Consider the following 22,494-nt stretch of genomic DNA (forward strand, 5'->3'; position numbering starts at 1 on the left):
CGAGCTTACGCTGCAATCATGGGCGTCGGTATCAGCCAAAGAGACTACATCGCCAGGTGGGTACACGGCGCAATGGTATCTTTCCCATTTTCCTGCACGCCACCCCGTTTCATGCCCGACGACGCCCAAACCTCCTCAGATTTCTCGCCCGCTGAGCCGCAAGCGGCACTTCCGCGGCCCTTTGTCCAGAACTCGGGCACCCGCCGCACACTGCATTTCACGCAGCAGGAAATCCAGAGCAGCATGTCCACCCTCAACCCCGATGCGCTCGAGCTGGAGTACACGCGGATGATGATGGGCTTCGTGCTTTTCAATCCGGCTCCAGCCCGCATCATGATGGTGGGGCTGGGTGGCGGCTCACTGCCCAAGTTCTGCCATCGTTACCTGGCGGACAGCGCCGTCGATGTGGTGGAGATCGACCCGGCTGTCATCGCCCTGCGCGAAGCCTTCATGGTGCCGCGCGACGACGACCGCTTCCGCGTGCTCCAGGCCGACGCGGCCGACCATATGCGGGGCCTGTCGGACCATGCGGACGTGATCCTGTTGGACGGGTTCGGCATCGGCGGGATTCCGGGTCCGCTGTGCTCGGCGGAGTTCTACGCCGATTGTTTCCGCGCCCTGCGCGAGAACGGCATCCTGGTGATCAACTTCCACGTCAATCACCCGGATCATCACGAATACATGGACCGGGTGCGCGCCTCGTTCGGTTCGTCCATGTTCGAGGTGGTGGATGACGACATGACCAACAGCATCGTGTTCGCCTGCAAGGGCGATCTGCTGGACGATCCCGCCGCAGCCGAGCTGCGCCGGCCGGCGTCCATGCCCAAGGACGCCTGGCGCCAGTTGATGCCGACGATGAAGGTGATCGGCGCGACGCTGGTGCTGAGATAGCGCCTTAGCGGGCCCAATAGTCGTCGGGAAACGCGTCGATGGCGCAGCCGCCCGCGCAAATGGACTGCCGCAATGCGCTGGCCTGAACCAGAAGATTCTCCGCATAGAATCGGGCGCTGGCCTGGATGGCTTGCAATGCTGCGCCCTCGGCCGCGCCGTCCAGCGCGGCGCGCAGGCGCAGCCCCTGCATCCAGGCGCCCGTCACCAGCCCCCAGAGCTCAAGATAGGATACGGCGCCCGCATGGGTGGCGCGCGGATCGGCCTCATGGCATGCCAGCAGCCAGACGATGGTTGCGCGCAAATGCGCGCAGCCTTGTTGCAGGCTGCGTCCGAACTCGCGGGCGCCGGCCGCACCCGCCAGCATCGCCTCGGCCTGCTGAGAGATCTCGTCCAGCAGCAGCTGGGCTTGCGCGCCGCCGTCGCGGACCGTTTTGCGGCCCAGCAGGTCATTCGCCTGTATCGCGGTGGTGCCTTCGTAGATGGTCAGGATGCGCGCGTCCCGGTAGTACTGGGCCGCGCCCGATTCCTCGATGTAGCCCATGCCGCCGAAGACCTGGACCGCGTCGTATGTGATGCGCTGGGCGGCCTCGGTGAACCAGCCCTTCATCACGGGTATCAGCAGGTCGACGCGGGCCTGGGCGCGGCTGCGGGCCTCGGGGCTGGCGGCCGCGCGGGCCAGGTCTTTCTGCATCGATAGGTACACGCCCAGCGCACGCATCGATTCGATCCGGCTCTTCATGCCCAGCAGCAGGCGGCGTACGTCGGGGTGGCGCAGGATGGGAAGCTGCGCGCCTTCTTCGCCGACGATCTTGCCCTGGACGCGTTCGCGTGCGTACCAGACCGCATGCTGGAACGCGCGTTCGGCAATGGCCAGGCCCTGGTTGCCGACGGCGTGGCGGGCCTCGTTCATCATGACGAACATGTTCTTCAGCCCTTCGTTCAGCTCGCCGACCAGATACCCGGTTGCGCCCGGCCCGGCGCCGAACTGCATCACCGCGGTGGGGCTGGCGTGGATGCCCAGTTTGTGTTCCAGGGCCGAGCAATGCACGTCGTTGCGCTCGCCAGGAGAACCGTCGTCCTGAATCAGAAACTTGGGCACGGCGAACAACGACAGGCCTCTCGCGCCGGCGGGCGCATCGGGCGTGCGGGCCAGCACCAGATGGATGATGTTGGACGCGAGTTCGTGGTCGCCGTAGGTGATGAAGATCTTCTGGCCGGATATTGCATAGGAACCATCGTCCGACGGCATCGCGCGGGTGCGCACGGCGGTCAGGTCCGAGCCCGCCGCCGGTTCGGTCAGGTTCATGGTGCCGGTCCATTCGCCGCTGATCAGCCGCGGCAGCAGCAGGTCCTTCAATGCGGGAGTCGCCGAGTGCAGCAGGGTTTCTATGGCGCCGCTGGTCAGCATGGAGCAGAGCGCGAAGCTAGGGTTGCTGGCGTGCCAGATTTCCTCGGTCAGGGTGGCCAGCACGCAGGACAGCGCCTGGCCGCCGTATTGCTCGGGTTGGCGCAAGCCGTTCCATCCGCCTTCGCAGAAGGCGAGGTAGGCCTGCTGCCAGCCGGCGGGCGTGGAAACGGTGCCGTCATGCAGGCGGCAGCCTTGCTGGTCGCCGATGCGATTGAGCGGATCCAGCAAGCCTTGCGCGAACTTCTCGGCTTCGAGCACGACGGAGCGCGCGAGTCCGGCGTCCAGGGCGGAGCCGCAATCTTGCAGATGCGGGTCCAGGGGAAACACCGCTGTCGTGAGAAAGTCGATGTCATGCATGGGCGCGTGATACTGGCTCATGGGATGCCTATTCAGAAGATGAGAGTGATTGCGCCGGGCCGGTACGCTGGGCGATTCAAGCCTCGTTCATGTGGGTCAGCCGTACCGGATAGCGGACATACTGCGCCTCGGCATGGCTTTCGAACAGCCAGCGGGCTTGCGCATGGGGCGTGCCGCGCAGCGCCAGCGGTTCTTCCACCAGCGAGACCGGCACATCGGACGCTTCCAGGCGGGCGATCGCATCTCGCGCGTCCAGATCCGCCATGCGCCCGGCGATTGCCTGATTGATGGCGGCGGCCAGCATGACCCGCTGATGGTAGGTAGCGGTTTGCGCGTGGTCCAGGTCCAAGGCCAAGACCTGCAGCAAACGCAGCCAGAAGTGGTCCTCGAGCGCGGCAATCGCGACGCAGGCGTCATCGCGCGTGCGGAACACGCCATAGGCGGGCTTGTTCAAAACGTCCAGGCGCTGCGCCGCCAGGCTGCCGAGTCCGGCCGAGGAGAACTGTCCCAGGCGCGGATTCATCCAGTGGGCGACGCAATCCGTCAGCGATACGTCCAGGTGCTGTCCGCGCCCCGTATGCTGGCGCTGCATCAGCGCCGCCAGCGTGCTGGACAGGGCATACATGGCGCCGCAGAGGTCCGCGACGGGCAGCCCTGCCCCCGGCGCGGGCATGCGGGGATCGCTGCCCGACAGCGCTAGCGCGCCCGCCGTGGCGAGATAGTTGATGTCATGTCCCGGGCGCTGCGCATGGGGACCGTTCTGGCCATAGCCGCTCAGGGATACGTAGACCAGCCTGGGGTTGATGGCGGCCGCCGCGTCATAGCCTAGCCCCAGCCGCGCCATGACCCCGGGGCGGAAGCCTTCGACCAGGACGTCACAGGCGGCGATGATGTCGCGCGCCGCCTGCGCGCCGGCAGGCTGCTTGAGATCCAGCATGACGCATTGCTTGCCGCGGTTGACCGAATCGAACACGCCGGGATAGAGCAGCCGGGCATTGTCGCCGTGAGGAGGACGTTCGATCTTGGTGACGGTCGCGCCGAGTTCCAGGAGGTTCTGGGTCAGGAATGGGCCCGGCAGCAGTTCGGAAAAATCGGCAACGGCGATGCCGGACAGGGGAAGGGAGTGCGGCTGAGGCATGGCTAGGGTCCGTGCGGGGAAGGGGCAAGGCGCGAGGGCGGCGCGCCTCGTTCGAACATGACGTCGCCTAGTCCAGCTGGACGTTGGCTTCCTTGACCACGTTGCCCCACTTGACGGACTCTTCCTTCACGAAGGCAGCGAAATCGGCGCCGGATTTCTTCAATGGAACGCCGCCGAAGGCGATCAGGCGCGAGGAGATCTGCGGGTCTGCGATGGCCTGCGCGAATGCCTTTTCAAGCTTGGCATTCACAGGAGCAGGCGTGTCGGCGGGCACGAAGATGCCCATCCAGGAAACGGAGCTTGCGCCTGGATAGCCAAGTTCGGCGAGCGTCGGCACGTCTGGGAAGGACGGCAGCCGGGCTTCGCCCGTGACGGCGAGCGCGCGGATTTTTCCGTCCTTGATGAAGGGTTCGGTCGACACGGGATAGTCAAAGGAAATGTCGACCTGGCCGCCGATCAGGGCGGTGATCGAAGGCGCGCTGCCCTTGAACGGAATGTGGCTGAACTTGACGCCCGCGACGGATTGGAAGAGCTCGGCCGCAAGGTGGGTGCCGGTGCCGGCGCCCGCGCTGGACGTGTTCAGCTTGCTGGGATTGGCCCGGGCGTAGGCCACCAGCTTGTCCAGCGTGTTGTAGGGCCGGGATTCGTTGACGACGAGGATGTTGGGGATGGCGGTGAGTCCCTGCACGGCGACCAGCGCCTTTTCAGGTTTGCTGGCGGTCTTGTAGATCAGGGGATTGGTGACTTGGGTGCCTTGGGTGCCGAGAAAGATCGTGTAGCCGTCCGGTTTGCTATTGGCCGCGTACTCAGCGCCGATGTTGCCGCCTGCGCCGGCGCGGTTTTCGATGATGATGGGTTGTCCCAGCAGCTCGGCGGCGCGGGCGCCGACCGTGCGCGCCACGTTGTCCGTGATGCCGCCAGCCGTGAACGGCACGATGAAGCGTATCGGCCGATCCGGAAAGGCAGCGTCCGCCGAGGCATTGAGCGGCGCGAGCGCCATCGCGACGGCGAGTGCGGCCGCCGCGGTACCGAAGAGCTTGTTGAACATGGGAAGTCTCCTGTTGTGTAGGTCCGCCGTCTGGAGCGGCGGATGGGGAAACGCGCTATCGCGCGGATGCGATGAGCACGGCGTCCAGCGCGACCGCGCCGTCCGGGCTGACGAGCACGGGATTCAGGTCCAGCTCCTTCACCTCATATGGGCCGTGCATCACGAAGTCGGACACGGCCAGCAGCAGTTTCTCAAGCGCGCCGATGTCGGCAGGCGCCTGGCCGCGGCACCCGGCAAGCAATTGATGGCAGCGGGTCTCCTCGATCATGGCGCGGGCATCCGCAGGCGTCAGCGGCAAGAGACGGCGGCTCACGTCCTTGAAGACCTCGACGTAGACGCCGCCCAGACCGAAGGTCAGGACGTGGCCGAACAGGTCGTCGCGGTGCACGCCGACCAGGGTTTCCACGCCGCGTTGCGCCATCATTTGTTCGATCAGGATGCCTTCGATGTCCGCCTGCGGATACGCCTCGCGCGAGCGCGTCATGATCAGATCCCAGGCGTTGCGGACTTCCTCGGGCGTACGCAAGCCGACGATGACGCCGCCTATGTCCGACTTGTGCAGAATCTGCGGGCTGACGATCTTGGCCACTATCGCGCCGCCACATTGCGCGGCCGCGGCCACGGCTTCATCGGCCGATTGGCATACGCGGCCGAAGGGCACGGCGACGCCGGCTTCGCTCAGCAGCTGCTTGGCGGCGCGCTCGGCGTAGGCTTGCGGCGCAGGCGTGCCGCGCGGGGACGCGGCCAGCATGATCGACGGTTCCCATCGCGGATCGAAGGCGCGGGCGGATACGCCATAGCGATTCCACTTCGACAATGCCTTGACGGCCTTGCCCAACGTCCGGATGGGTGCGATGCCCGCATCGACCAGGCATTGGTAGCCACTTCCCAGCTTGTCACTCATCCAGACCGGCACGATGGGTACATCGACTTCGGCCTGCACCTTGACCAGGTTGCGGCAGGCGGCCAGGGTCGTGTCGCCGTATTCCATGGGAATGGGATAGAGCACCACGTCCACGTTCGGATCCTGGGCGACGCATAGCAGCGAACCGTAGCTGATGTCGCTTTGGACCAGGATCTCGGCGGTGGTGTCGACGGGATTGTCGATGGCGGCAAAGGCCGGAAGCAGATCGGCCAAGGCCTGGCGGGTCCGGGGAGCGAACTGCGCCAGTGTCAGGTCCGCGCAGCCCAGCATGTCGGCGGCCAGCGCGACCGTGCCGCCGGAGAACGAATACACGGCGGTGCGGATGGCGCGCGCGGGTACGCCGCGCGCCAGCAGCGCGGCGGTATCGATCAGTTCGTCGATGTCGTCGACTTCCACGATACCCAGCTGCCGGAAGGCCGTGCTGTTGATGTCCGCGCTGCCCGAGAGCGCGGCGGTATGGGATTGCGTGGCCTGGACCCCATAGGCGGACTTGCCGACCTTCAGGGCCACGATGGGCTTGCCCTGGCGCGCGGCATTGAGGGCCGCGGCGGCGAAGCGGGGGGCGTCGTTGATGCCCTCCAGCAGCGTGACGATGACCTTGATTTCGGGCATCGCGGCCATGTGGTTGATGTAGTCGCTGGCGGTCAGGTCGACCTCGTTGCCGCTGGAGCACCACAGGCCGATGCCGATGCCGCGGCCGCTGGCCTGCAGGAAGGTGCGGCCCAGCCCGCCGCCCTGCGTGACGAGGCCGATCGGGCCGGGCATGCGGTCGTACTGGAAGGCCGGCGAGAACGTGAAGCCCAGTCCACGGTTGTTGTTGTTCATGCCGGGGCAATTCGGCCCGTAGATGCGGATGCCGGTCTCGCGGACGATGGCGCGCATCTGTTCTTCGAGCTGGCGCCCTGCCTCGCCGGTTTCGCCAAAGCCGGAGGTCAGCACGATGGCGAACTTGACGCCCTTGCGGCCGCAGTCCGCCAGCACGCTGACCGCGGCGGGCGCCGGCACGACCACGATCGCGGTCTGCGGCGCATAGGGCAGATCCATCACCGAGCGGTAGGCGCGCCTGCCCATGACCGTGTCCTTGGTGGCGTTGACCAGGAACAGTTCGCCGCCATAGCTGGAGTGTTCGACGATGTTGGTCAAGGCGCGCTGGCCGATGCTGGCGGGCCGGTCCGAGGCGCCGATCAGGACGAGTGAACTGGGGTCGAACAAGGGGGCAAGGTCTGAAAACATTCGAGGTCCTCCGGGCATGTCGCGCATGCTCGCCTGGCAGTTGTGAATGGTGCAATTAATACGACATGCCGGATACTAATTCGACATATTGCATTGGTCAATCGAAAATAAATTCGACATTTCGTTATTCGGTACGATATTATGAATTTAAGCGGCGTCCTCAAGGGGGCGGTCACCGCCCCAAATGCGGGTGGCGCGCCGGGGGGAATCGCGTGATGGCATGCACGGCCGCTGGCCGTTCCATACAGGAAAGACATCTCCATGGATTTAGAAATTGCGGGAAAGGTGGCGCTGGTGACCGGATCGGGTCGCGGCATCGGCGCCCAGACGGCGCGCGTGCTGGCCGAAGAAGGCGCGCGCGTCGTCATCACGGACATCGACGGCCAGACTGCCTCGGCCACGGCGCAGCGGTTGCGCGATGAGGGCCACGAGGCCATCGGCGTGCAATGCGACGTCTGTGAGCGTGACGCGGTGGCCGCCATGGTGGACGCGGCAACGGCCGCTTACGGCGGCGTCGACATCCTGGTCAACAACGCGGGCTTCACGCGCGACAAGTATCTGGGCAAGATGGCCGAGTCCGATTGGGACTCGGTGGTCGACACCATCTTGAAGGGCGCCTTCCATTGCACCCGCGCCGTGCTGCCGGGCATGATGGAACGCAAGTGGGGGCGCGTTATCAACATCGCCTCGCGTTCCGTGTTCGGCAATCCCGGCCAGACCAACTACACCACCGCCAAGCTGGGCCTGGTGGGCTTCACCCGCGCCCTGTCGCTGGAACAGGCCAAGTTTGGCATCACCGTCAACGCCATCGCGCCCGGCTTTGTCGAAACCGAACTCATGCAGTCCCTGCCCTCCTATCCGGTACTGCGGGACGCGGCGCTCGCCAAGAACCCGGTCGGCTTCCTGGGGCAGCCGGACGACATCGCATCGTCCGTCGCCTTCATCGCTTCGGAGCGCGCCCGCTACATCACTGGCGTCACGCTGTACGTGACGGGCGGACGCTTTTCGTCTTGATACGCACACCCCAAATCTTGCAATGGCCGCTTAGAGGACAACATGGATTTTGATTTCGATACGGATCAACTGGCCCTGCGCGACAGCATCAGGCGCTATATGAAGGCCGAGATCGGCCCGCGCATCGCCGCCTGCGAAGCCGACAGGCGCATCCCTGCGGACGTGCTGGAGGGACTTGCGCAATTCGGCTACATCGGCGGGCTGCTGCCCGAGGACGATGGCGGCTTCGGACTGGACTTCGTCACGTGGGCGATGATGGTCGAAGAGGCCGGCTACTGCTGGGGATCCCTGCGCACCATACTCAACATCACGAATATCTTCCTGCGTCTGGTCAATGCCTATGGCACGCCCGCTCAGAAGGAAAAATTCCTGCGGCCCGTGCTGTCGTCCGCCAAGAACGTGTGTGTGGCGATCAGCGAGCCCAACCACGGTTCCAACGTGGCGGGCATCGAACTCAGGGCGCAAGACCAGGGCGACCACTACGAGCTCAACGGCAGCAAGCTGTGGATCACCAATGGTGTGAACGCGGACTATGCCATCGTCCTGGCGCGTACCTTCAGCGCCAGCTGCGACGGCAAGCTATCGCTGTTTCTGGTGGAGCGCGAGCAGTCGCCCTACGAGGCGCGCCTGGTCGACAAGATGGTTCTTAAGGCTTCCGGCACCGCCGAATTGCGTTTTGACGGCGTGCGCGTACCCAAGGAGAACCTGCTGGGCGTCGAGGGCACCGCGCTCAAGACCATGCTGACGGGCCTGAACTATGGCCGCCTGAACATCGCGATGGGCGCGGTGGGCGCGGCGCAGGCCGCGCTGGACCTGTCCATCGAGTATGCAAAGACCCGGCGCCAGTTCGGCCGCCCCATCGGTGAATTCCAGCTGGTACAAAAACACATCGTCGACATGATGGTGCGCACCGAAGCGGCGCGTGCGCTGGGCTACAAGGCCGCCGTGGCCGTGCAGAAAGGCCTGCCCGCGCGCGTCGAATGTTCCATCGCCAAACTCTATGGCGCCGAAGCCGCGCATGAGGTCGCCAAGATCGCCTTGAGCGTCCATGGCGGCTTGGGCTATTCCACCGAGTATCCGCTGGAGCGCATCTTCCGCGATACCAGCGGCGGCACGATACCCGAGGGCACCGCGGAAGTGCAGACGCTGATCGTGGGCCGCGAGGTGCTGGGCTTGTCCGCGATCAACGCGGCGGAGACGGCAAAGTGACGGCGGCTTCTGTCGCAGTCGATACGCCGGCGCCCGGCGCCTTGGCAGACATGCGCTACTACTGGGATGACTTGCCGCTCGGCCTGGAAGTCGTAACGGCCGCGCGCACCATCACCGAAGCTGACGTGGTTGCCTTCGCCGGCCTGAGTGGCGACTACAACCGGCTGCATACGGATGCGGTCTATGCGGGGCAGAGCAAGTTCGGCCAGCGCATCGCGCACGGCATGCTGGTCGGCTCCATCATGTCCGGCCTGAACACGCGCACCGTGCTCAACCAGTGTCTGGAACCGTCGATACTGGGCCTGCTGGAAATGTCCTATCGCTTTGCCAAACCTACCTTCGTCGGCGACACGATCAAGGTCAGGATCCTGGTGACTGGCCGGCGCCTGGCCAGCGACGCAAGCCGCGGCGTGGTCGAGTTCGAACGGCAGGGCATCAATCAGAACGGGGAAACGGTATGCGTCTGCAGCGTCAAGATGCTGGTCGCGTGCCGCGCCCAACAATCCAATGAACACATCGCGGAGGCGTGAATTGATCAAGACCGAAATCGGGTACACCACCCCGGAAACCATTACGGTGCGCGGCAAGAACCTGGCCACGGAATTGCTGGGGAAAGTCGACTTCGTCGACATGATGCTGTTGACGATCTTCAACCGCACGCCCAGCCCAGCCGAGAAGGCCATGATCAACCACATCCTGGTCACCGCATGCGACCACGGCCTGACGCCCAGCGCCATGAGCGCCCGGCTGACCTTCCTGGGTGCGCCGGAAGCGATGCAGGCGGCGGTGGCCGCGGGGCTGCTGGGCGCGGGCAGCGTCTTTCTGGGTACCACCCAGAACTGCGCCGAGATGTTGGCAGCCGGGGCCGCCGACCTGTCCGATGATCCGGACCAGGCGGCGTGCGATGCCGCTGCGCGTGCGATGCTCAGCGTAAGCCGGGCCAAGAAGCAGCCTGTCTACGGCATCGGCCATCCGATACACGTGCACGGCGATCCGCGCGTACCGACGCTGTGCCAGTTGGCGCAGGAGCTGGGCTTTCACGGCAAGCACTGGCGTCTGATGGACGCGGTTCATCGAGTGCTGCTGCAGGACCGGAACAAGAACCTGCCCATGAACGTGGTCGGTGCGATCGGCGCCATCATTTGCGACATGGGCCTGGATCCAATGATCGCGCGCGGCCTGATGCTGGTCGGACGCGCGGGCGGTCTGGTGGCGCATTTGTATGAAGAGCGTGAGCACCCGATAGGCCAGCAGATATGGGATCTGGTGCTGGCTCAGGACGAGCGCAATGTTGCCCCTGTTCGTTGACATGGACTACACTTCCGACGCCGTTTAACAACGCCTTTTCAACTTGCTGCGCTTGTGTCGCAGGCCGATGGCAAACTCCAGGTAATTGAGCGTCATATGCCGACCTTTGTTAGCGCCGCCGCCCGTGCCATGGCGGTATTTGAAGTCTTCGCGCGAGAGAAGCGAGAACTCTCCAACTCCGATCTGGCGCGTTTGCTGGATCTGGCTGATAGCAGCTGCCTGGACCTGCTGCATACCTTGCATCAATTGGGGTACCTGTTGCGCACGCAATCGCGGCGTTACTACCCGACGGGCAAGCTGCTGCTTGCCGTGCAGCAGATAAGCACGGTCGATCCCATCATCCATGCCACGCGCGAAGCGCTTGAACAGTTGTCCGAACGCACCGGGGAAACCGCGTACATCGGGCGTATCGATGGCGCCGCGGTCAAGGTGGTGGCGGTGCGCGACGGCAAGTATCCGCTGCGCTATATCCTGAGCCTGGGCGAGCGCATCGCGCTGCATGCTTCCGCCATGGGCAAGGCATTGCTGGGCGGCCTGCCACCCGAGGCCGCGCGCAAGCTGCTGGCCGCCAAGCCGCTGCGTAAACTCACGCCCGCCACCGTCACCGAACCCGACGCGCTCCTGGCTGAAATCGACAAAAGCCGCGAACGCGGCTGGTATCACACGCACGGCGAAGGCGGAGACGGCGCGGACGCATTGGCTGTGTCGGGCTGGCTGGGCGAAGAATGCGTGGCCATGGCCATTTCGGGGCCGTCGGATCGTTTCCAGAGCAAGCGCGAAGAGTACGTCGAGGTGCTGCGCGAGGTCGCGGAGAAAGTCTTTACGCGCGAGCAGTAGGGTCAGTTCCGCGGTCGCGCTCAGGGCTGCCAGGCCCAGCCGCTAGGGCTTTTCTTCCAGGATCGCCGACAACATTTCCCGGGATGCGCCGGACAGGGCGTCGGGTGCGGTGCCGGCTTTTCCGTCCACGTCGGGCTCCAGCGTAGCGAGCAATGTGGAGAGCGCCTGCGCCAGCGATGCATCGGCTTGTTCGGCTGCGGCTTGCGTCGAGTCGGATTCGCGGACCGCGGAGGTCGCCAGCAGGACCATGGCTGCCTCCAGCGGTTGCGCGATGGCGCTGCTTCTGTCGGCTGCGGCCTTTTGCTTGTCCGCAACGGCGGAAGCGATGTTGCTGTCGTCACTGGCGGATCTCAGGATACTGCTGGACTTCCATTTTTCTCTTTCGCTCGCGTAGGCCGCCAGCAGCGCGAAGCGGTCCCGTTCGATCAGCAGCGGCGAGGCGGCGATGTCGACCGCCAGCGATTGAAATGCGGCGCGGGCGGCTGCGGCGTTCTTGTTCACCAGCGCGGTGGTCATTTCGGTCCATTTGCGATGGAACGGCAAGGCCGTGGCGGCGCTGAACATGTCCTCCCCCAGCGTGGCGCGTTGCTCGAAAGCCAGCACCAGGTAGTCCACGTCGTTTACGGGCTCCAGGCCGCCGTTTCCATTTTGCCGGTGCAGCACGCCGTCGACCAGTTGCAGACCCTGCAGCTTGTCTTGCGAGTCCGCGCCCGCCAATACGCGATAGCCGCTGCGGCGCAGCGCCATGCCGTCGAAAATGCCGAAGCGGATGCTGGCGCCGTCGGTGCCGAACAGCTTGCTCAGCGGTTTGAGCAGGCCTTCTCCAGCCTTGACGACGGCGCCGCCCACTACGCCGCCGAACATGCTGACCGTGGTGGAGACGAAGTCGAGTATGCCGCGGGTGAGGCCGGTGTCGCTGAAGCGGCACAGCGCGGCGAACATCTCCAGGCCGTCGCTGTTGTACGGCACGTTGCGGGCGATGTAGACGTTTCGGAAAACCACCCTGCCCCCGCCCGATTTTGGCGCCGTCTCACCCATCGCCTGCTGGATCGCCTCGTAGCCGACGACGTAGGGAATCTCGCGCTGCGCGCCCGCTTCGGTGTAGCGCAGGAAGAAGGCGCACAGAGGCAGGAACGCGGCGATGTAGTTGCCGGCGTCGGTCAGGCGCATCTCGACCATGCGTACGCTGAAATAGCATTGCCCGGGGACGAAGGCTTCCCCATTCAATCCACGCTCGCCCAAGGACGCGGCGCCGGGCGGCGGATCGATCTCCGCATAGTAATTGCGGCCCGCGGGCACGGTCGGCACCAAGCCGCCCATGCCGTCCGTGGACGAACCCAGGTCGCCGATCTTGCGCAGCATGCCGAATAGGGAAGTCATGGCGTGTACTCCTGGTGGCTGGTCTCAGTCGCGCACGATCGCCAGCGCGGAGGCCCAGGTGGGTGAGCCCCTGGCCTCGTCGTGCGAGCCGGCGCAGGCGCGCCGGTAGGCTTCCGCGAATCCTTGGGTATTGGCAAGGTCGAAATAAGCGAGGTAGAAGCGCCTGATGAAGCGGGCGCAGGTTTGATCCTCCACCTGCCAGCGGAACGCCAGGACACCCATGGCGCCGGCCCGCATGACCTCCAGCGCGGTACGCACCGACGCGCCGCTGCATGAAGACAGCACCAGCAGTTTGCAATTGCCGGCCTTCATCCAGCTGCCGACCAGGCGTATGGACAATTGCAGGCCCCTGCCGGCCTGGCTGCCCGGCAATACCAGCATGGTGCTGTCGCCCACGGAATGGGAATGGCCCGAGTAATGCAGGATGTCGTAGCCGCCGCCGGTCACCTTTTCTTCCAGGTAATCCTGCAGCTCATAGCCGGTGAGCGGAGGCACGTCCTCGACCACGAGGCGGCCGTCCAGACGCTTGGCCAGGGCTTGCAGGTTTGCGAGCTCCTCGGCGACGGCCGTCAGCGGTTTCAGCGTGACGCTCGGGATATCGTTGCTGCCATCTTCCGGTTGGAACGAGATGACGCCGCTGAAGTTCGCGCCGATGAAAAGCAGGCGCAGGGGGCCGGCCGGCCGGGATACGGTCTCCTCCTGATCGCTGGCGGAGTCCATGCCTTCCATGTGCAGGCGTCGGGCCATGGGTATGCGCTGGCACAGGTAGCGCCGCTCACTGGCCTTGATACTGGCGTTGCAGCTCAGTTCGAAGGGCAAGCTGAAGAAGGCCGCGCTCTGGCGGTCCGACACGTTGAAATCGAATCGCAGGTCGGCCCAGGCCAGTTTGTCGGCGGGTACGACGCCTTCCTGGTCGCGGGCGAGCTGGATCAGCGTGGCGATCGGCGGACCCACCGTGTCGGCCACCATCACGTCAAACGCCTGCCTTCCCATGTCGCTGAGCGACTCCAGCCAATTGGCCACTCTTTGGCTGCCAAGATAGGGCGAGAACTGATCGACGCGCATCAGCAGCGAATCGATATCGGATTGCCGCTTATAGGGAAGTTCTGGCGACCTGAATTCGTGCGGGCCGGACTGGAGCCGGTATCGGACCGCTTTTTCGGCGACTTCTATGATCAGCCGGCGGGGTTGAGTGGTGGCCGCCAGGCTGTCCAGCGCCCTGGCGAGCGCTGTGCTGCCGTCGCGCGTCTTGCCGGGCTCGTTGCTCCACATAAGCCTTTCTGGTCGTTCAAGCGCGCAGCGCTGCAGGGCCTCGGACGGATCCTCCGTTACGATCAACACGGGTACGGGCGCCTGCTCGGCCAGCCACTCCAGCACCTCGACCACCGTCGCGCCGCTCTTCTTCTTTTTTCCGCCTTGGGGCGCGGGCTTGGCGTCAATGATCAGCAGGCCCGGCAGCGACCCATGACGCTCGATCTCCTGCCGCGTGTTGCCCAGGTCGAAGACGTGCTGGAACGGCGCACCGATGAAGGGTTTGATTCGCGGGTATTTTTGCTCGTGCCTGGGCAGTTGCTGGATGCGGTCGGCCCAGCATTCCTCGTCGCCATCGTCGCCGCCGGCAAGCAGGATCCAGCTGCTGTTCTGTGCAGGTTGTTCCATCGCAGTCTCCTTTAGCCCGACCGGGAAGGGAAACGCAGGGTGAACGAACGCCACGGCGGCAAAACGGATTCATACGCTTGCGAGGGCGGGGCCGCGGATTCGGCCATGGGCGGGTCCGTCGTCAGCATGCCGCCGTGGGCCTGCATGGTACGCACGATCTGGGCGATGCCCAGGCCGGCGCCATCGTGGGCCGCGCGTTCCGCGTTCAGGAGCGCATCGTCGGGCACGGCGTGCGTGCGCTGGTCGGTGTCCCAGGCTTGTTCTGCGCTAAGTCCCAGGCGTACCGAGCATCCATCCGGGTCGTCGCTGATGTCGACTTCCACGCGGGCGTCGTCGGAGCGGCAGCGCAGCAGATAGGCCAGAATGGACCGGAAGGCTGCGGATAACGCTTCGGCGTCGGCATGCACCATGGGTCCGCCCGCCGCGCCCGCCTGGGCCAAAGGCGCGATGCGGCCTTGGTCCCGCTGCGGAAAGGCGGTGATGACCCGCGTCAGCAGTTCGTGCAGCGCCACGCGGGCATGCTCGGGCGGAGCCTGCCGGCGCGCTTCGTTGGCGCTGGCCAGCCGTTCGAAGGTGATGTCCACCTTGCCGATTTCCGCCACGATGCGTTGGCCGAGGTTCTGAGCCTTGGCGAGGATGGCTTCGGACTGCTCGCCGCGCGCCGCGTCCTCGTGCAGCAAGGCGGTCTGCGTGGCGAGGCTGCAGGCCAGCGCCAGTGGGCTGCGGGTCTGTTCGGCGATTTCGGCCACCGTTTCGCGCAGAAAGCGCATGTCGCGCGCCCACTTCATGTCGGCGATGTCGGTGAAGAACCAGATCGACATGTCCAGGCTGGGATCCAGGTCCGTCCGGGTCGCCAGCACCGAGCGCGGCTGCCCGCCTGCGCCGCGCAGCTCGATGCGTTCGCGCCTGACGCCGGCCTCCGAACTCAGCAGTCCTTGCGCCGCGGGGTCGTCCGGCAGCGCGAAGGCCGTGATCGACACCGGCGTCTCGCCTTCGAGGCAGCGGCCGGGTTCGGCGCCCAGCATGTCGGCCGCGACCCGGTTCATCTCGATGATGGAGCCTTCGCGGCCGACGAACACGACGGCCTGTTCGGTTTCGGCCATCAGGCTTTGTTTGGTCTGTCTGAGCAGGTGCTGGTCCAGCCCCTCCTCCAGCGACGCAATGATCTCCAGCAGGTCGTCGGCGTCGGGTCCCTTGAACGCATGCGATACCGAGGACTCCACGTCCAGCAGCCAGCGGATGCGGCCGTTCAGGCGGATCGGCACCGTCATGGCCGAGCGCAGGGGACGCGGCGGACCCGTGTAGTCGTTCCTGGGATCGTCGGCGTCGCCCACGTCATCCAGGGATAGCAGTTGGCGCTGCCGCAGCGTCTGGCCCAGCATGCCGCGCTCGATGGGCTGCAGGTAGCCGTCGGGCAGCGCGTATTCGGGCGCCAGGCTGTGCTGGGTCACGATCTCGTAGCGGCTTTCCTTGCGGTTCACGCGGAACAGCGCCACGTAGTCCCAGGAGAAGAACTGGGCCAGCCTGGGCACGATGTCTCGCGCCGCCGTGCGCAAGGAATCTGCCGTCATGATGGTCTGGCGCAAGGACTCGGCGAAGAGGGTGCGTTCGTCGTCGCGTTCTTTCTCGAAGCGCATCAGCACCGGCTCCAGGTCCAGGGCGCGCAGGATATCCAAGTGGCGTTGGCCATACTGCGCCGGCTGGCGCGAACACAGGCTCAGCGCAGAGCTATAGCCACCCTGGCGCGTGACGGGTAGCGTGACGCTGGCTTGCATGCCCATGTCGCGATAGCGGCGCACGATTTCGTCGCCCGGCTCGAAGTCGTGGCCGCTGACGAAGGGCTCCATCTCCTCGATCCAGGTCTGGCCGGAATCCAGGAAAGGCCGGATCGCGGGCGGCAGCTCCATCCAGCGCGCCGGCCAAAGCTCCACCCCTTCTGGCCGCACCGCAATCGCGCGGAACAGCGACACCTGCGCGTCGTAGATGCCGAACACGGCGTGCTCGAATGGCACCAGTGGACGGATCTGTTCCAGGATGGCATCGAGCTTGAGGCGCCAACCGCTGATGGCCGGGTCCAGCGCGATGCGCCGAATCTCGTCGCGGGCGGACTCCAGCGCCCGCGACTGGATGATGGCGATCACGCCCAGCAGCTCGCCGTTGGGCGCGGGGTCGGGCGTCATGACCAGTTGGAATAACCGCTCTTCGCCGTCGCTTCCGGGCATGGCGACGATCACGGCCACCATGGAATCGCCTTCCTGATTGCGGGCGCAGCAGCGGATGGCATCGGCGATGCGGGGCGCGTCGCTCTTGCGGAAATGGCGGGCCAGAGGCTCGCCGCAGACCTCGTCGAGCTTCTGGCCCAGCGCGCGGGCCGCCTCGCGGTTGGCAAAGCGCACCACGCCCTCCAGGTCCAGGCGGAACACGGCATAGGGCGTGCGTTCGAAGCGGCGCGACTCGGCTTTCCTGAAGGGCGTGCCGTCGTTGACCAGCACCACGAGTTCACCGCTTTCCAGTTTGCACAGCGGCACCAGTTGCGCGGGCACCGGCGCGCCGTCCCTGGCTTGGTAGATGCCGTCGACGGCGCCGTTACCCATCGTCAGCGCCGTGCCCAGGCCATAGGCTTCGGCGACGTCGCGGCCGCGGAACTCCTGGACGCTGGGGTCGAGCGCATCGCTGGCGTCCAGGATTGCGCCGTTCTGGCCGAGCAGCAGGCAAGGCACGCCCGCTCGCGACATTACCCGCAGCATTTCCGCGGGATCGCCCGGTATCGAAGCGGACGCCGGTACGCGCACGTACTGGTCATGCTCCAGATCCGTCTGTGCCTGAGGAATCTCAAACATATCCAAGCCCTCCCTGCCTGCCGCGGTTGCTGGCGCGGCTGCCGGCTCAACGTTTGATGAACGCAATGATCTGCTGCTGGGTGCCTTTGTCGTTGTCGAAGCCGCCATGCGTGCTGGCTGCCACGGGCGGGTTGGCGGAGCCGGGCGCAGGGCTGCCTTCGGGCGAGACGTGCACGGCGTCGCAAGCGATGCCGGCATCGCGGAAATAGCGTTCCATGCCCAGCAGCGGCGTGGTGGTGCCGCCTTCGAAGGACTCGCTCACCAGATAGAGCAGCGAGCGGCGATACGGGCCGCAGGTGGGGTCGTCTTCCTCGGCCCGGTCGGAAAGGTGGAACTGCTGATAGCGTTTTACCCGCGTCTTCAGGTGCGGCACGACCAATTTCTGGAAGGTGTCCAGCGTGACTGCCGGGGCCATCAGGTTGAGCGATTCCAGCTCGCCGCCGTCAGCCGTCAAGCGGTGCACGAAGTGGCTGGCGACGATCGCGCCGGCCGAATGGCCGACGATGTGCAGGCGCACGCGGCCCTGGCTGACATGCGATTTGAAGTGCTTGTAGAGCATGATCATCGCGGCTTCTTCCTGCGCCATGCCTTTGGGCGTCGGTTCGCTCATGGCCTGGGCGTTCTGCTTCATCTCGCCCCAGATCACCGTGCCAGGCCGGGCCAGCCAGCGTTCCAGGCGCTGGTTCCACCAGCGCTCCAGCCGCTCGCCCAGGCCGCCCGTGGTGCGCGGCACGCTGTGGGCGGCGTCCTGGATGATGTTCTTCACGGTGGTGATGAAGTCCGTTTCCCACATCAGGAAGACCGGGAAGATCTGTTTCTCGTAGAGCAGCGGGATCCATTCGGCGGCGGCTTCCGCCGCATCTTCTTCGCCCACCAGGCCGCCATGCGCGTACACGCAGACGTCCATGGGCCTGTCCTTCAAGCCCCACTTCTCGCGCGCGGCGTTCATGTGCACATCGACGATGGCGCGCAGGTCGTCGGGCGTGGTGCGGAACGTGCCGCTGTTGCTGAGCTTGCCGTTGTTGCCGACGTTGACGATGAAGGGCGAGAGCTCGCGGTTGCGCAGCACGGTTCCCGCGGCCAGCGTGACACGCTTGCCTTCGGTGCGCAGGGTGATGCTGTTCGAGATCTTGGTGTGCTCATGCGTGACCACGCCCAGCTGCACCACCCAGCAATCCATGGCGTTGCGCATCCAGTCGTCGTAGGTCAGTACCGCCAGGCCATGGGTGCCCCATTCCTCGCCCCAGGAGTTCTGGATCAGGAAGCCGTCCTGCGTATAGCCGACGATGACGAAGGCGTGGCCGTCGGTGGCGGAGTCCTGTTTGTCGGGCGGGATGATCCAGAATGGCTGCGCGCCCGGCGTGGAAGGCGCCTTCTGCGGGGTGACGCCATGGCCGTCGTCCCAGCCGGCATGGCAGCCCGCGCTGGCGTACAGGATGCCGACCTCGTTGAGCGCCGCGTGCATTTCGACGATGTTGCGCGTGTCGATGCGGTAGTAGGCGCCCAGCGGGCGCTTGACGGCGTCCAGCCACCAGTCGTCGGCGGTTTCGTTGGCCGCCGCCGGCATGGCCAGGGCCGGAAACAGTTCCTGGGCGCACGCGCCGTGCTTGAACCAGCCCTTGAGCGCGCCGCGCAGGCTCGATCCCGTGTCGTCGACGGAACCCGGGAACTCGTCATAGCGTCTGGCCATGGAGTACAGCATGAATGGCGAGATGGCCGGGCGCGGTTCGCGCTCCGATTTGCGCAGCAGGTATTCGACCACCGTGGACAAGGCGAAGCCGGTGCAGGCCGAGGTGTCTTCCTGGTGCTTCACGGTCAATCCCATCGCGGGAATCATCTCGGTCTTGGGCGTGACCGAGATGTTTGGGCGAAATGGGAGATCGCGGACGTCGAAGGCGTCAGGCTTGGCCGTGCGGCGAAACGGCAGCGCAGGCGGCAGTGCGCGGCTTTTGCGTTTCGGGTCGGATCGGGGCGTCTTGGCCGCTGCCGTGCCGGCCGCGGCGGGCTGCCGCTTTGCCGCCGTCTTGCGTGCCGGGGCGGCGCGCCCCGCTTGCTTCTTTGCAGCCATGGCGTACTCCAGTGGAGACAGGCTTTCAGCGCGAGGGCGGCGGTTTCAGGCAAGACAATATGACGACAGCAAAGATTGCGCCCGTAGCTGCGATATATAGGCGCGCCTACTCTGCTTCGCTAGTATCCGAAAGTATTAATCCGTGAATTTGCAATGGTGCGTTTGCACTATGTGCGGCTTAATCCCACTGCGCCGCCAGGCCCTCGGGACTGACTTCGCGCCCATTGCGCTCCAGCGCCGCGATCTGCGCCATGTCCTCGTCCGTCAGCCGCAGGTCCTGGGCGAGCAGGTTGCTGGCCAGGTTCTCGCGCTTGGTCGACGATGGAATGACGGCATAGCCCAGTTGCAGCGCCCAGGCCAGCGCGACCTGCGCGGGTGTCGCGTCATGCCGCTGGGCGATCAGGCCGATGACCGGATCCTTCAGCACCTTGCCATAGGCCAGCGTCATGTACGACGTGACCGGAATGTCCTGTTCCTGCAGGAAGGCGGCGAGCTTGCGGTTCTGCAGGTAGGGGCTGAGTTCGATCTGGTTGGTGGCGATCTGCTCGCGGCCCACCGCGGCGATGGCGGCACGGGTTTCGGCGATGGGGAAGTTGGAGATGCCGATCTGGCGGGTCAGGCCTTGCGTCTTGGCCTCGGCCAGCGCGGTCATGAATTCGTCGATGGCGACGCCGTTGCCGGGCGCGGGCCAATGGATCAGGGTCAGGTCCGCGTAGTCGCTGCGCAGCTTGGCCAGGCTGTCCTTCAGGCTGGGGATGAGCTTGTCGCGGGCGTAGTTGGGAACCCAGATCTTGGTCGTGACGAACAGCGCTTCGCGCGGCACGCCGGATTCGGCGATGGCCTGGCCGACTTCGGCTTCGTTTTCGTAGATTTGCGCGGTGTCGATGGCGCGGTAGCCAAGATCCAGCGCGTTGCGCACGGAATCGATGACGGCCTGGCCCTGCAGGCGGAAGGTGCCGACGCCGAAGGCGGGAATGCTCATGGGTAACTCCTGATGGGTTCGCGGATCCGGGCGCAGATGCCCGGGAATGCCTGCAGTGTGCCTGGCGGATACTTGCGGAAAAAGTCCGGTATTCACGAAAGACTTTTGATATAAATGCAAGAATGAAGACGACCCTCGATGAAATGCAGGTCTTTATCGCCATTGTGGACAGCGGTTCCATCACCGCTGCCGCAGACGTGCTTGGACAGACCGTTTCCGCCGCCAGCCGGACCATGAGCCGGCTGGAAGAGAAGCTGCAGACCACGCTGATGCGCCGCACCACGCGGCGGCTGGAGCTGACCGAGGAAGGCCGGGCCTACCTGGAGCAGGCGCGCAAGATCGTGGCCGCGGTGGAGGAAAGCGAGGAGCTGATGAGCCTGCGCCGCAACCAGCCGGCCGGTCGCTTGCGGGTGGATGCGGCCTCGCCCTTCATGCTGCACGTGATCGCGCCGCTGGTGCCGGGCTATCGCAAGCGCTATCCGCAGGTGGAACTGGAGCTCAACAGCAACGAGGGCAACATCGACCTGCTGGAGCGCCGCACCGACCTGGCCATCCGCATCGGACGCCTGAAGGATTCATCGTTGCATGCGGTGCCGCTGGGCCACAGCCGCGTGCGCGTGCTGGCCAGTCCCGGTTATCTGGGCGTGCATGGCACGCCCAGGCGCGTGGCCGATCTGGCTTCGCACATTTTGCTGGGCTTCAGCCAGCTGGAAGCGCTGAACGAATGGCCCTTGCTGGAGGCCGACGGCCAGGCCCTGCACATCAAGCCGCACGTGCGCGCGTTCAGCGGCGAAACCTTGCGGCAACTGGCCCTGAACGACGGCGGCGTCGTCTGCCTGTCCGATTTCATGACGCGTGGCGACCGCGCCAGCGGCGCCTTGCAGCAGCTGCTGGTGAAGCAGACGCAGGACGTGCGCCAGCCGATCAACGCGGTGTACTACCGCAACACCGCGATCTCTTCGCGCATCAAATCCTTCATCGACTACATGGTCCAGGCGCTGGGCCCGCGCGGCTTCGAATAGCGGCGCGGGCGCTGCGGGCTCAGGCGCGTTCGCCGCTGACCGATTCGTACACCAGCGTCGCCAGCGTCAGGTCCTCCAGCGCGCTGCCCACGGCCTTGAACACGGTGATTTCCTGATCGTCGCGGCGGCCCGGCAGTTCACCGGCGGCCAGTTGGTGCAGGTCGCCGCGGATATCCTCGCGCTTGAGCGCGCCGGCTTCGAAGGCGGCCAGCAGGTCGCCGGACTTGGTGGGCGCCTCGCTGGTGTCCACGTAGACCGAGGTGCCGTCGAAGCAGGCCGCGTCGGTTTCGCGCATTTCGGGCTTGAAGCTGCCGATCAGGTCCAGGTGCACGCCGGGGCGCAGCCAGGCGCCGTGGATCAGCGGCACGGTGGACAGGGTGGCGCAGCTGATGATGTCGGCCTGGCGCGCGGCGCTTTCCAGGTCGGCGGCGGCTGCCGCATCGAAGCCCTGCGCGCGCAACTCGCCGGCCAGTTTCTCGGCGCCGGCCGCACGCACGTTCCACACCAGCACGCGCTGGATCGGGCGCACCGTGCGCATGGCCTGCGCCACCAGGCCGGCGATGCGGCCGGAGCCCACGATGAGCAGCGTGCTGGCGTCGGCGCGCGCCAGATAGTCCGCGCCCAGCGCGGCCGCGCCCGCCGTGCGGTACACGGTGACGATGTCGCCGTCCACCTGGGCTATCGGGACGCCGGTGGTGGCGCTGTACAGGTTGTAGGTGGCGTGCAGGCCGGGCAGGCCCTGGTGGGTGTTCTCGGGGAAGATGTTGATGATCTTCACGCCGAAATAGCCGCGGTCGCTCCAGGCGGGCATGATCAGCGAGGTGCCGTGCGCATTGCCCGACTGGATGGCGTGGACATGCCGCGGCGGCACGGTGGCGCTGCCGCGGAAGGCCTCCCGCAGGGCGGGAATGACGGCGTCGAAGGACAGGGCGTCGCGGGTTTGTTCGGTGTCGATGAAGCGCATGATTAGGTGCCTGCGGCGGGGCGGTCTGTCGTAGGGAGCAGGGGCAGTCTAGCAGCGCCGCGTCGGTGGCGCGCCGCAAGGGCGGCGGCGGGCCTCGCCGCTGGCTATCAATCTTTGCGCAGGCGTCATAACACCCCGTTATCGCATGCCTGCGCCCCTTGCTTTTTCTGTTCCATAAATTCCTTTTGAATCAATGATTTGATTGGAACTT

The 22,494-nt window shown here is 65.6% G+C and carries 17 protein-coding genes; 7 read left to right on the top strand and 10 right to left on the bottom strand.

Translation table 11 applies throughout. The annotated features are described in order from the left end of the window. The first annotated feature begins 111 nt into the window (after nt 1-111). A complete protein-coding gene (locus NGK62_RS12835; RefSeq protein ID WP_502802963.1) occupies nt 112-891 on the top strand; it encodes a fused MFS/spermidine synthase in 780 nt (259 codons plus the stop codon). Between the two features lie 4 nt (nt 892-895). Here NGK62_RS12835 and NGK62_RS12840 read toward each other — a convergent pair whose 3' ends face one another. From NGK62_RS12840 to NGK62_RS12855, 4 genes are all read right to left on the bottom strand, one after another. Next, nucleotides 896-2,677, bottom strand: a complete 1,782-nt coding sequence (locus NGK62_RS12840) for an acyl-CoA dehydrogenase family protein (RefSeq protein WP_251878565.1) — start codon at nt 2,675-2,677, stop codon at nt 896-898. 55 nt (nt 2,678-2,732) lie between these two features. Further along, nucleotides 2,733-3,794, bottom strand: a complete 1,062-nt coding sequence (locus NGK62_RS12845; RefSeq protein ID WP_251878567.1) for a CaiB/BaiF CoA transferase family protein — start codon at nt 3,792-3,794, stop codon at nt 2,733-2,735. A gap of 67 nt (nt 3,795-3,861) precedes the next feature. Next, entirely contained in the window at nt 3,862-4,842 is a 981-nt protein-coding gene (locus NGK62_RS12850) for a Bug family tripartite tricarboxylate transporter substrate binding protein (protein ID WP_118932292.1), read from the bottom strand. 55 nt (nt 4,843-4,897) lie between these two features. Then, nucleotides 4,898-7,000, bottom strand: coding sequence for an acetate--CoA ligase family protein (locus NGK62_RS12855; RefSeq protein WP_251878569.1), 2,103 nt, complete (start codon nt 6,998-7,000; stop codon nt 4,898-4,900). Nucleotides 7,001-7,261: 261 nt separating this feature from the next. Here NGK62_RS12855 and NGK62_RS12860 point away from each other — a divergent pair, with 261 nt between their 5' ends. The 5 genes from NGK62_RS12860 to NGK62_RS12880 all read left to right on the top strand — a co-directional run bounded on the left by NGK62_RS12860 (nt 7,262) and on the right by NGK62_RS12880 (nt 11,368). Further along, nucleotides 7,262-8,014, top strand: a complete 753-nt coding sequence (locus NGK62_RS12860; protein WP_118932294.1) for an SDR family NAD(P)-dependent oxidoreductase — start codon at nt 7,262-7,264, stop codon at nt 8,012-8,014. A gap of 42 nt (nt 8,015-8,056) precedes the next feature. Then, nucleotides 8,057-9,223, top strand: a complete 1,167-nt coding sequence (locus NGK62_RS12865) for an acyl-CoA dehydrogenase family protein (RefSeq protein WP_118932295.1) — start codon at nt 8,057-8,059, stop codon at nt 9,221-9,223. Between the two features lie 50 nt (nt 9,224-9,273). Beyond that, a complete protein-coding gene (locus tag NGK62_RS12870) occupies nt 9,274-9,753 on the top strand; it encodes a MaoC family dehydratase (RefSeq protein ID WP_118932296.1) in 480 nt (159 codons plus the stop codon). A 1-nt stretch (nt 9,754) separates the two neighbouring features. Continuing rightward, complete coding sequence (locus NGK62_RS12875; RefSeq protein ID WP_118932297.1) at nt 9,755-10,531, top strand: citryl-CoA lyase; 777 nt, start codon at nt 9,755-9,757, stop codon at nt 10,529-10,531. A 96-nt stretch (nt 10,532-10,627) separates the two neighbouring features. Then, the gene (locus NGK62_RS12880) at nt 10,628-11,368 is read left to right on the top strand and encodes an IclR family transcriptional regulator (protein ID WP_118932298.1); all 741 of its coding nucleotides are present in this window, start codon (nt 10,628-10,630) and stop codon (nt 11,366-11,368) included. 42 nt (nt 11,369-11,410) lie between these two features. On the opposite strand, the gene NGK62_RS12885 is transcribed toward NGK62_RS12880, so the two are convergent. From NGK62_RS12885 to dkgB, 5 genes are all read right to left on the bottom strand, one after another. Beyond that, entirely contained in the window at nt 11,411-12,748 is a 1,338-nt protein-coding gene (locus NGK62_RS12885) for a hypothetical protein (RefSeq protein WP_251878571.1), read from the bottom strand. A gap of 24 nt (nt 12,749-12,772) precedes the next feature. Further along, entirely contained in the window at nt 12,773-14,461 is a 1,689-nt protein-coding gene (locus tag NGK62_RS12890; protein ID WP_124260359.1) for a CHAT domain-containing protein, read from the bottom strand. Beyond that, nucleotides 14,419-17,247 carry a PAS domain-containing protein gene (locus tag NGK62_RS12895; protein ID WP_251878573.1) on the bottom strand — a complete coding sequence of 943 codons (2,829 nt, stop codon included), beginning with the start codon at nt 17,245-17,247 and terminating at the stop codon, nt 14,419-14,421. Before NGK62_RS12895 ends, NGK62_RS12890 begins: the two co-directional genes overlap by 43 nt. Nucleotides 17,248-17,293: 46 nt before the next feature. Continuing rightward, the gene (locus tag NGK62_RS12900) at nt 17,294-19,315 is read right to left on the bottom strand and encodes a C1 family peptidase (RefSeq protein WP_251878575.1); all 2,022 of its coding nucleotides are present in this window, start codon (nt 19,313-19,315) and stop codon (nt 17,294-17,296) included. 178 nt (nt 19,316-19,493) lie between these two features. Next, nucleotides 19,494-20,297 carry a 2,5-didehydrogluconate reductase DkgB gene (gene dkgB, locus NGK62_RS12905; protein ID WP_251878578.1) on the bottom strand — a complete coding sequence of 268 codons (804 nt, stop codon included), beginning with the start codon at nt 20,295-20,297 and terminating at the stop codon, nt 19,494-19,496. A gap of 122 nt (nt 20,298-20,419) precedes the next feature. Here dkgB and NGK62_RS12910 point away from each other — a divergent pair, with 122 nt between their 5' ends. Further along, entirely contained in the window at nt 20,420-21,319 is a 900-nt protein-coding gene (locus NGK62_RS12910) for a LysR substrate-binding domain-containing protein (RefSeq protein WP_059376982.1), read from the top strand. A 19-nt stretch (nt 21,320-21,338) separates the two neighbouring features. Here the strand turns inward: NGK62_RS12910 and lhpI are convergent, their stop codons facing one another. Next, nucleotides 21,339-22,283, bottom strand: a complete 945-nt coding sequence (gene lhpI, locus NGK62_RS12915) for a bifunctional Delta(1)-pyrroline-2-carboxylate/Delta(1)-piperideine-2-carboxylate reductase (protein WP_059376984.1) — start codon at nt 22,281-22,283, stop codon at nt 21,339-21,341. Nucleotides 22,284-22,494: the final 211 nt, after the last annotated feature.

It is taken from the genome of Achromobacter sp. Marseille-Q4954, from assembly GCF_943737025.1.
Lineage (GTDB): Bacteria > Pseudomonadota > Gammaproteobacteria > Burkholderiales > Burkholderiaceae_B > Achromobacter > Achromobacter bronchisepticus_A.

Excerpts from the sequence above, each read along its gene's own strand:
- NGK62_RS12835 (WP_502802963.1), top strand. The coding sequence starts at position 112 with ATGCCCGACGACGCCCAAACCTCCTCAGATTTCTCGCCCGCTGAGCCG.
- NGK62_RS12840 (WP_251878565.1), bottom strand. The coding sequence starts at position 2,677 with ATGAGCCAGTATCACGCGCCCATGCATGACATCGACTTTCTCACGACA.
- NGK62_RS12845 (WP_251878567.1), bottom strand. The coding sequence starts at position 3,794 with ATGCCTCAGCCGCACTCCCTTCCCCTGTCCGGCATCGCCGTTGCCGAT.
- NGK62_RS12850 (WP_118932292.1), bottom strand. The coding sequence starts at position 4,842 with ATGTTCAACAAGCTCTTCGGTACCGCGGCGGCCGCACTCGCCGTCGCG.
- NGK62_RS12855 (WP_251878569.1), bottom strand. The coding sequence starts at position 7,000 with ATGTTTTCAGACCTTGCCCCCTTGTTCGACCCCAGTTCACTCGTCCTG.
- NGK62_RS12860 (WP_118932294.1), top strand. The coding sequence starts at position 7,262 with ATGGATTTAGAAATTGCGGGAAAGGTGGCGCTGGTGACCGGATCGGGT.
- NGK62_RS12865 (WP_118932295.1), top strand. The coding sequence starts at position 8,057 with ATGGATTTTGATTTCGATACGGATCAACTGGCCCTGCGCGACAGCATC.
- NGK62_RS12870 (WP_118932296.1), top strand. The coding sequence starts at position 9,274 with ATGCGCTACTACTGGGATGACTTGCCGCTCGGCCTGGAAGTCGTAACG.
- NGK62_RS12880 (WP_118932298.1), top strand. The coding sequence starts at position 10,628 with ATGCCGACCTTTGTTAGCGCCGCCGCCCGTGCCATGGCGGTATTTGAA.
- NGK62_RS12885 (WP_251878571.1), bottom strand. The coding sequence starts at position 12,748 with ATGACTTCCCTATTCGGCATGCTGCGCAAGATCGGCGACCTGGGTTCG.
- NGK62_RS12895 (WP_251878573.1), bottom strand. The coding sequence starts at position 17,247 with ATGTTTGAGATTCCTCAGGCACAGACGGATCTGGAGCATGACCAGTAC.
- NGK62_RS12900 (WP_251878575.1), bottom strand. The coding sequence starts at position 19,315 with ATGGCTGCAAAGAAGCAAGCGGGGCGCGCCGCCCCGGCACGCAAGACG.
- dkgB (WP_251878578.1), bottom strand. The coding sequence starts at position 20,297 with ATGAGCATTCCCGCCTTCGGCGTCGGCACCTTCCGCCTGCAGGGCCAG.
- NGK62_RS12910 (WP_059376982.1), top strand. The coding sequence starts at position 20,420 with ATGAAGACGACCCTCGATGAAATGCAGGTCTTTATCGCCATTGTGGAC.
- lhpI (WP_059376984.1), bottom strand. The coding sequence starts at position 22,283 with ATGCGCTTCATCGACACCGAACAAACCCGCGACGCCCTGTCCTTCGAC.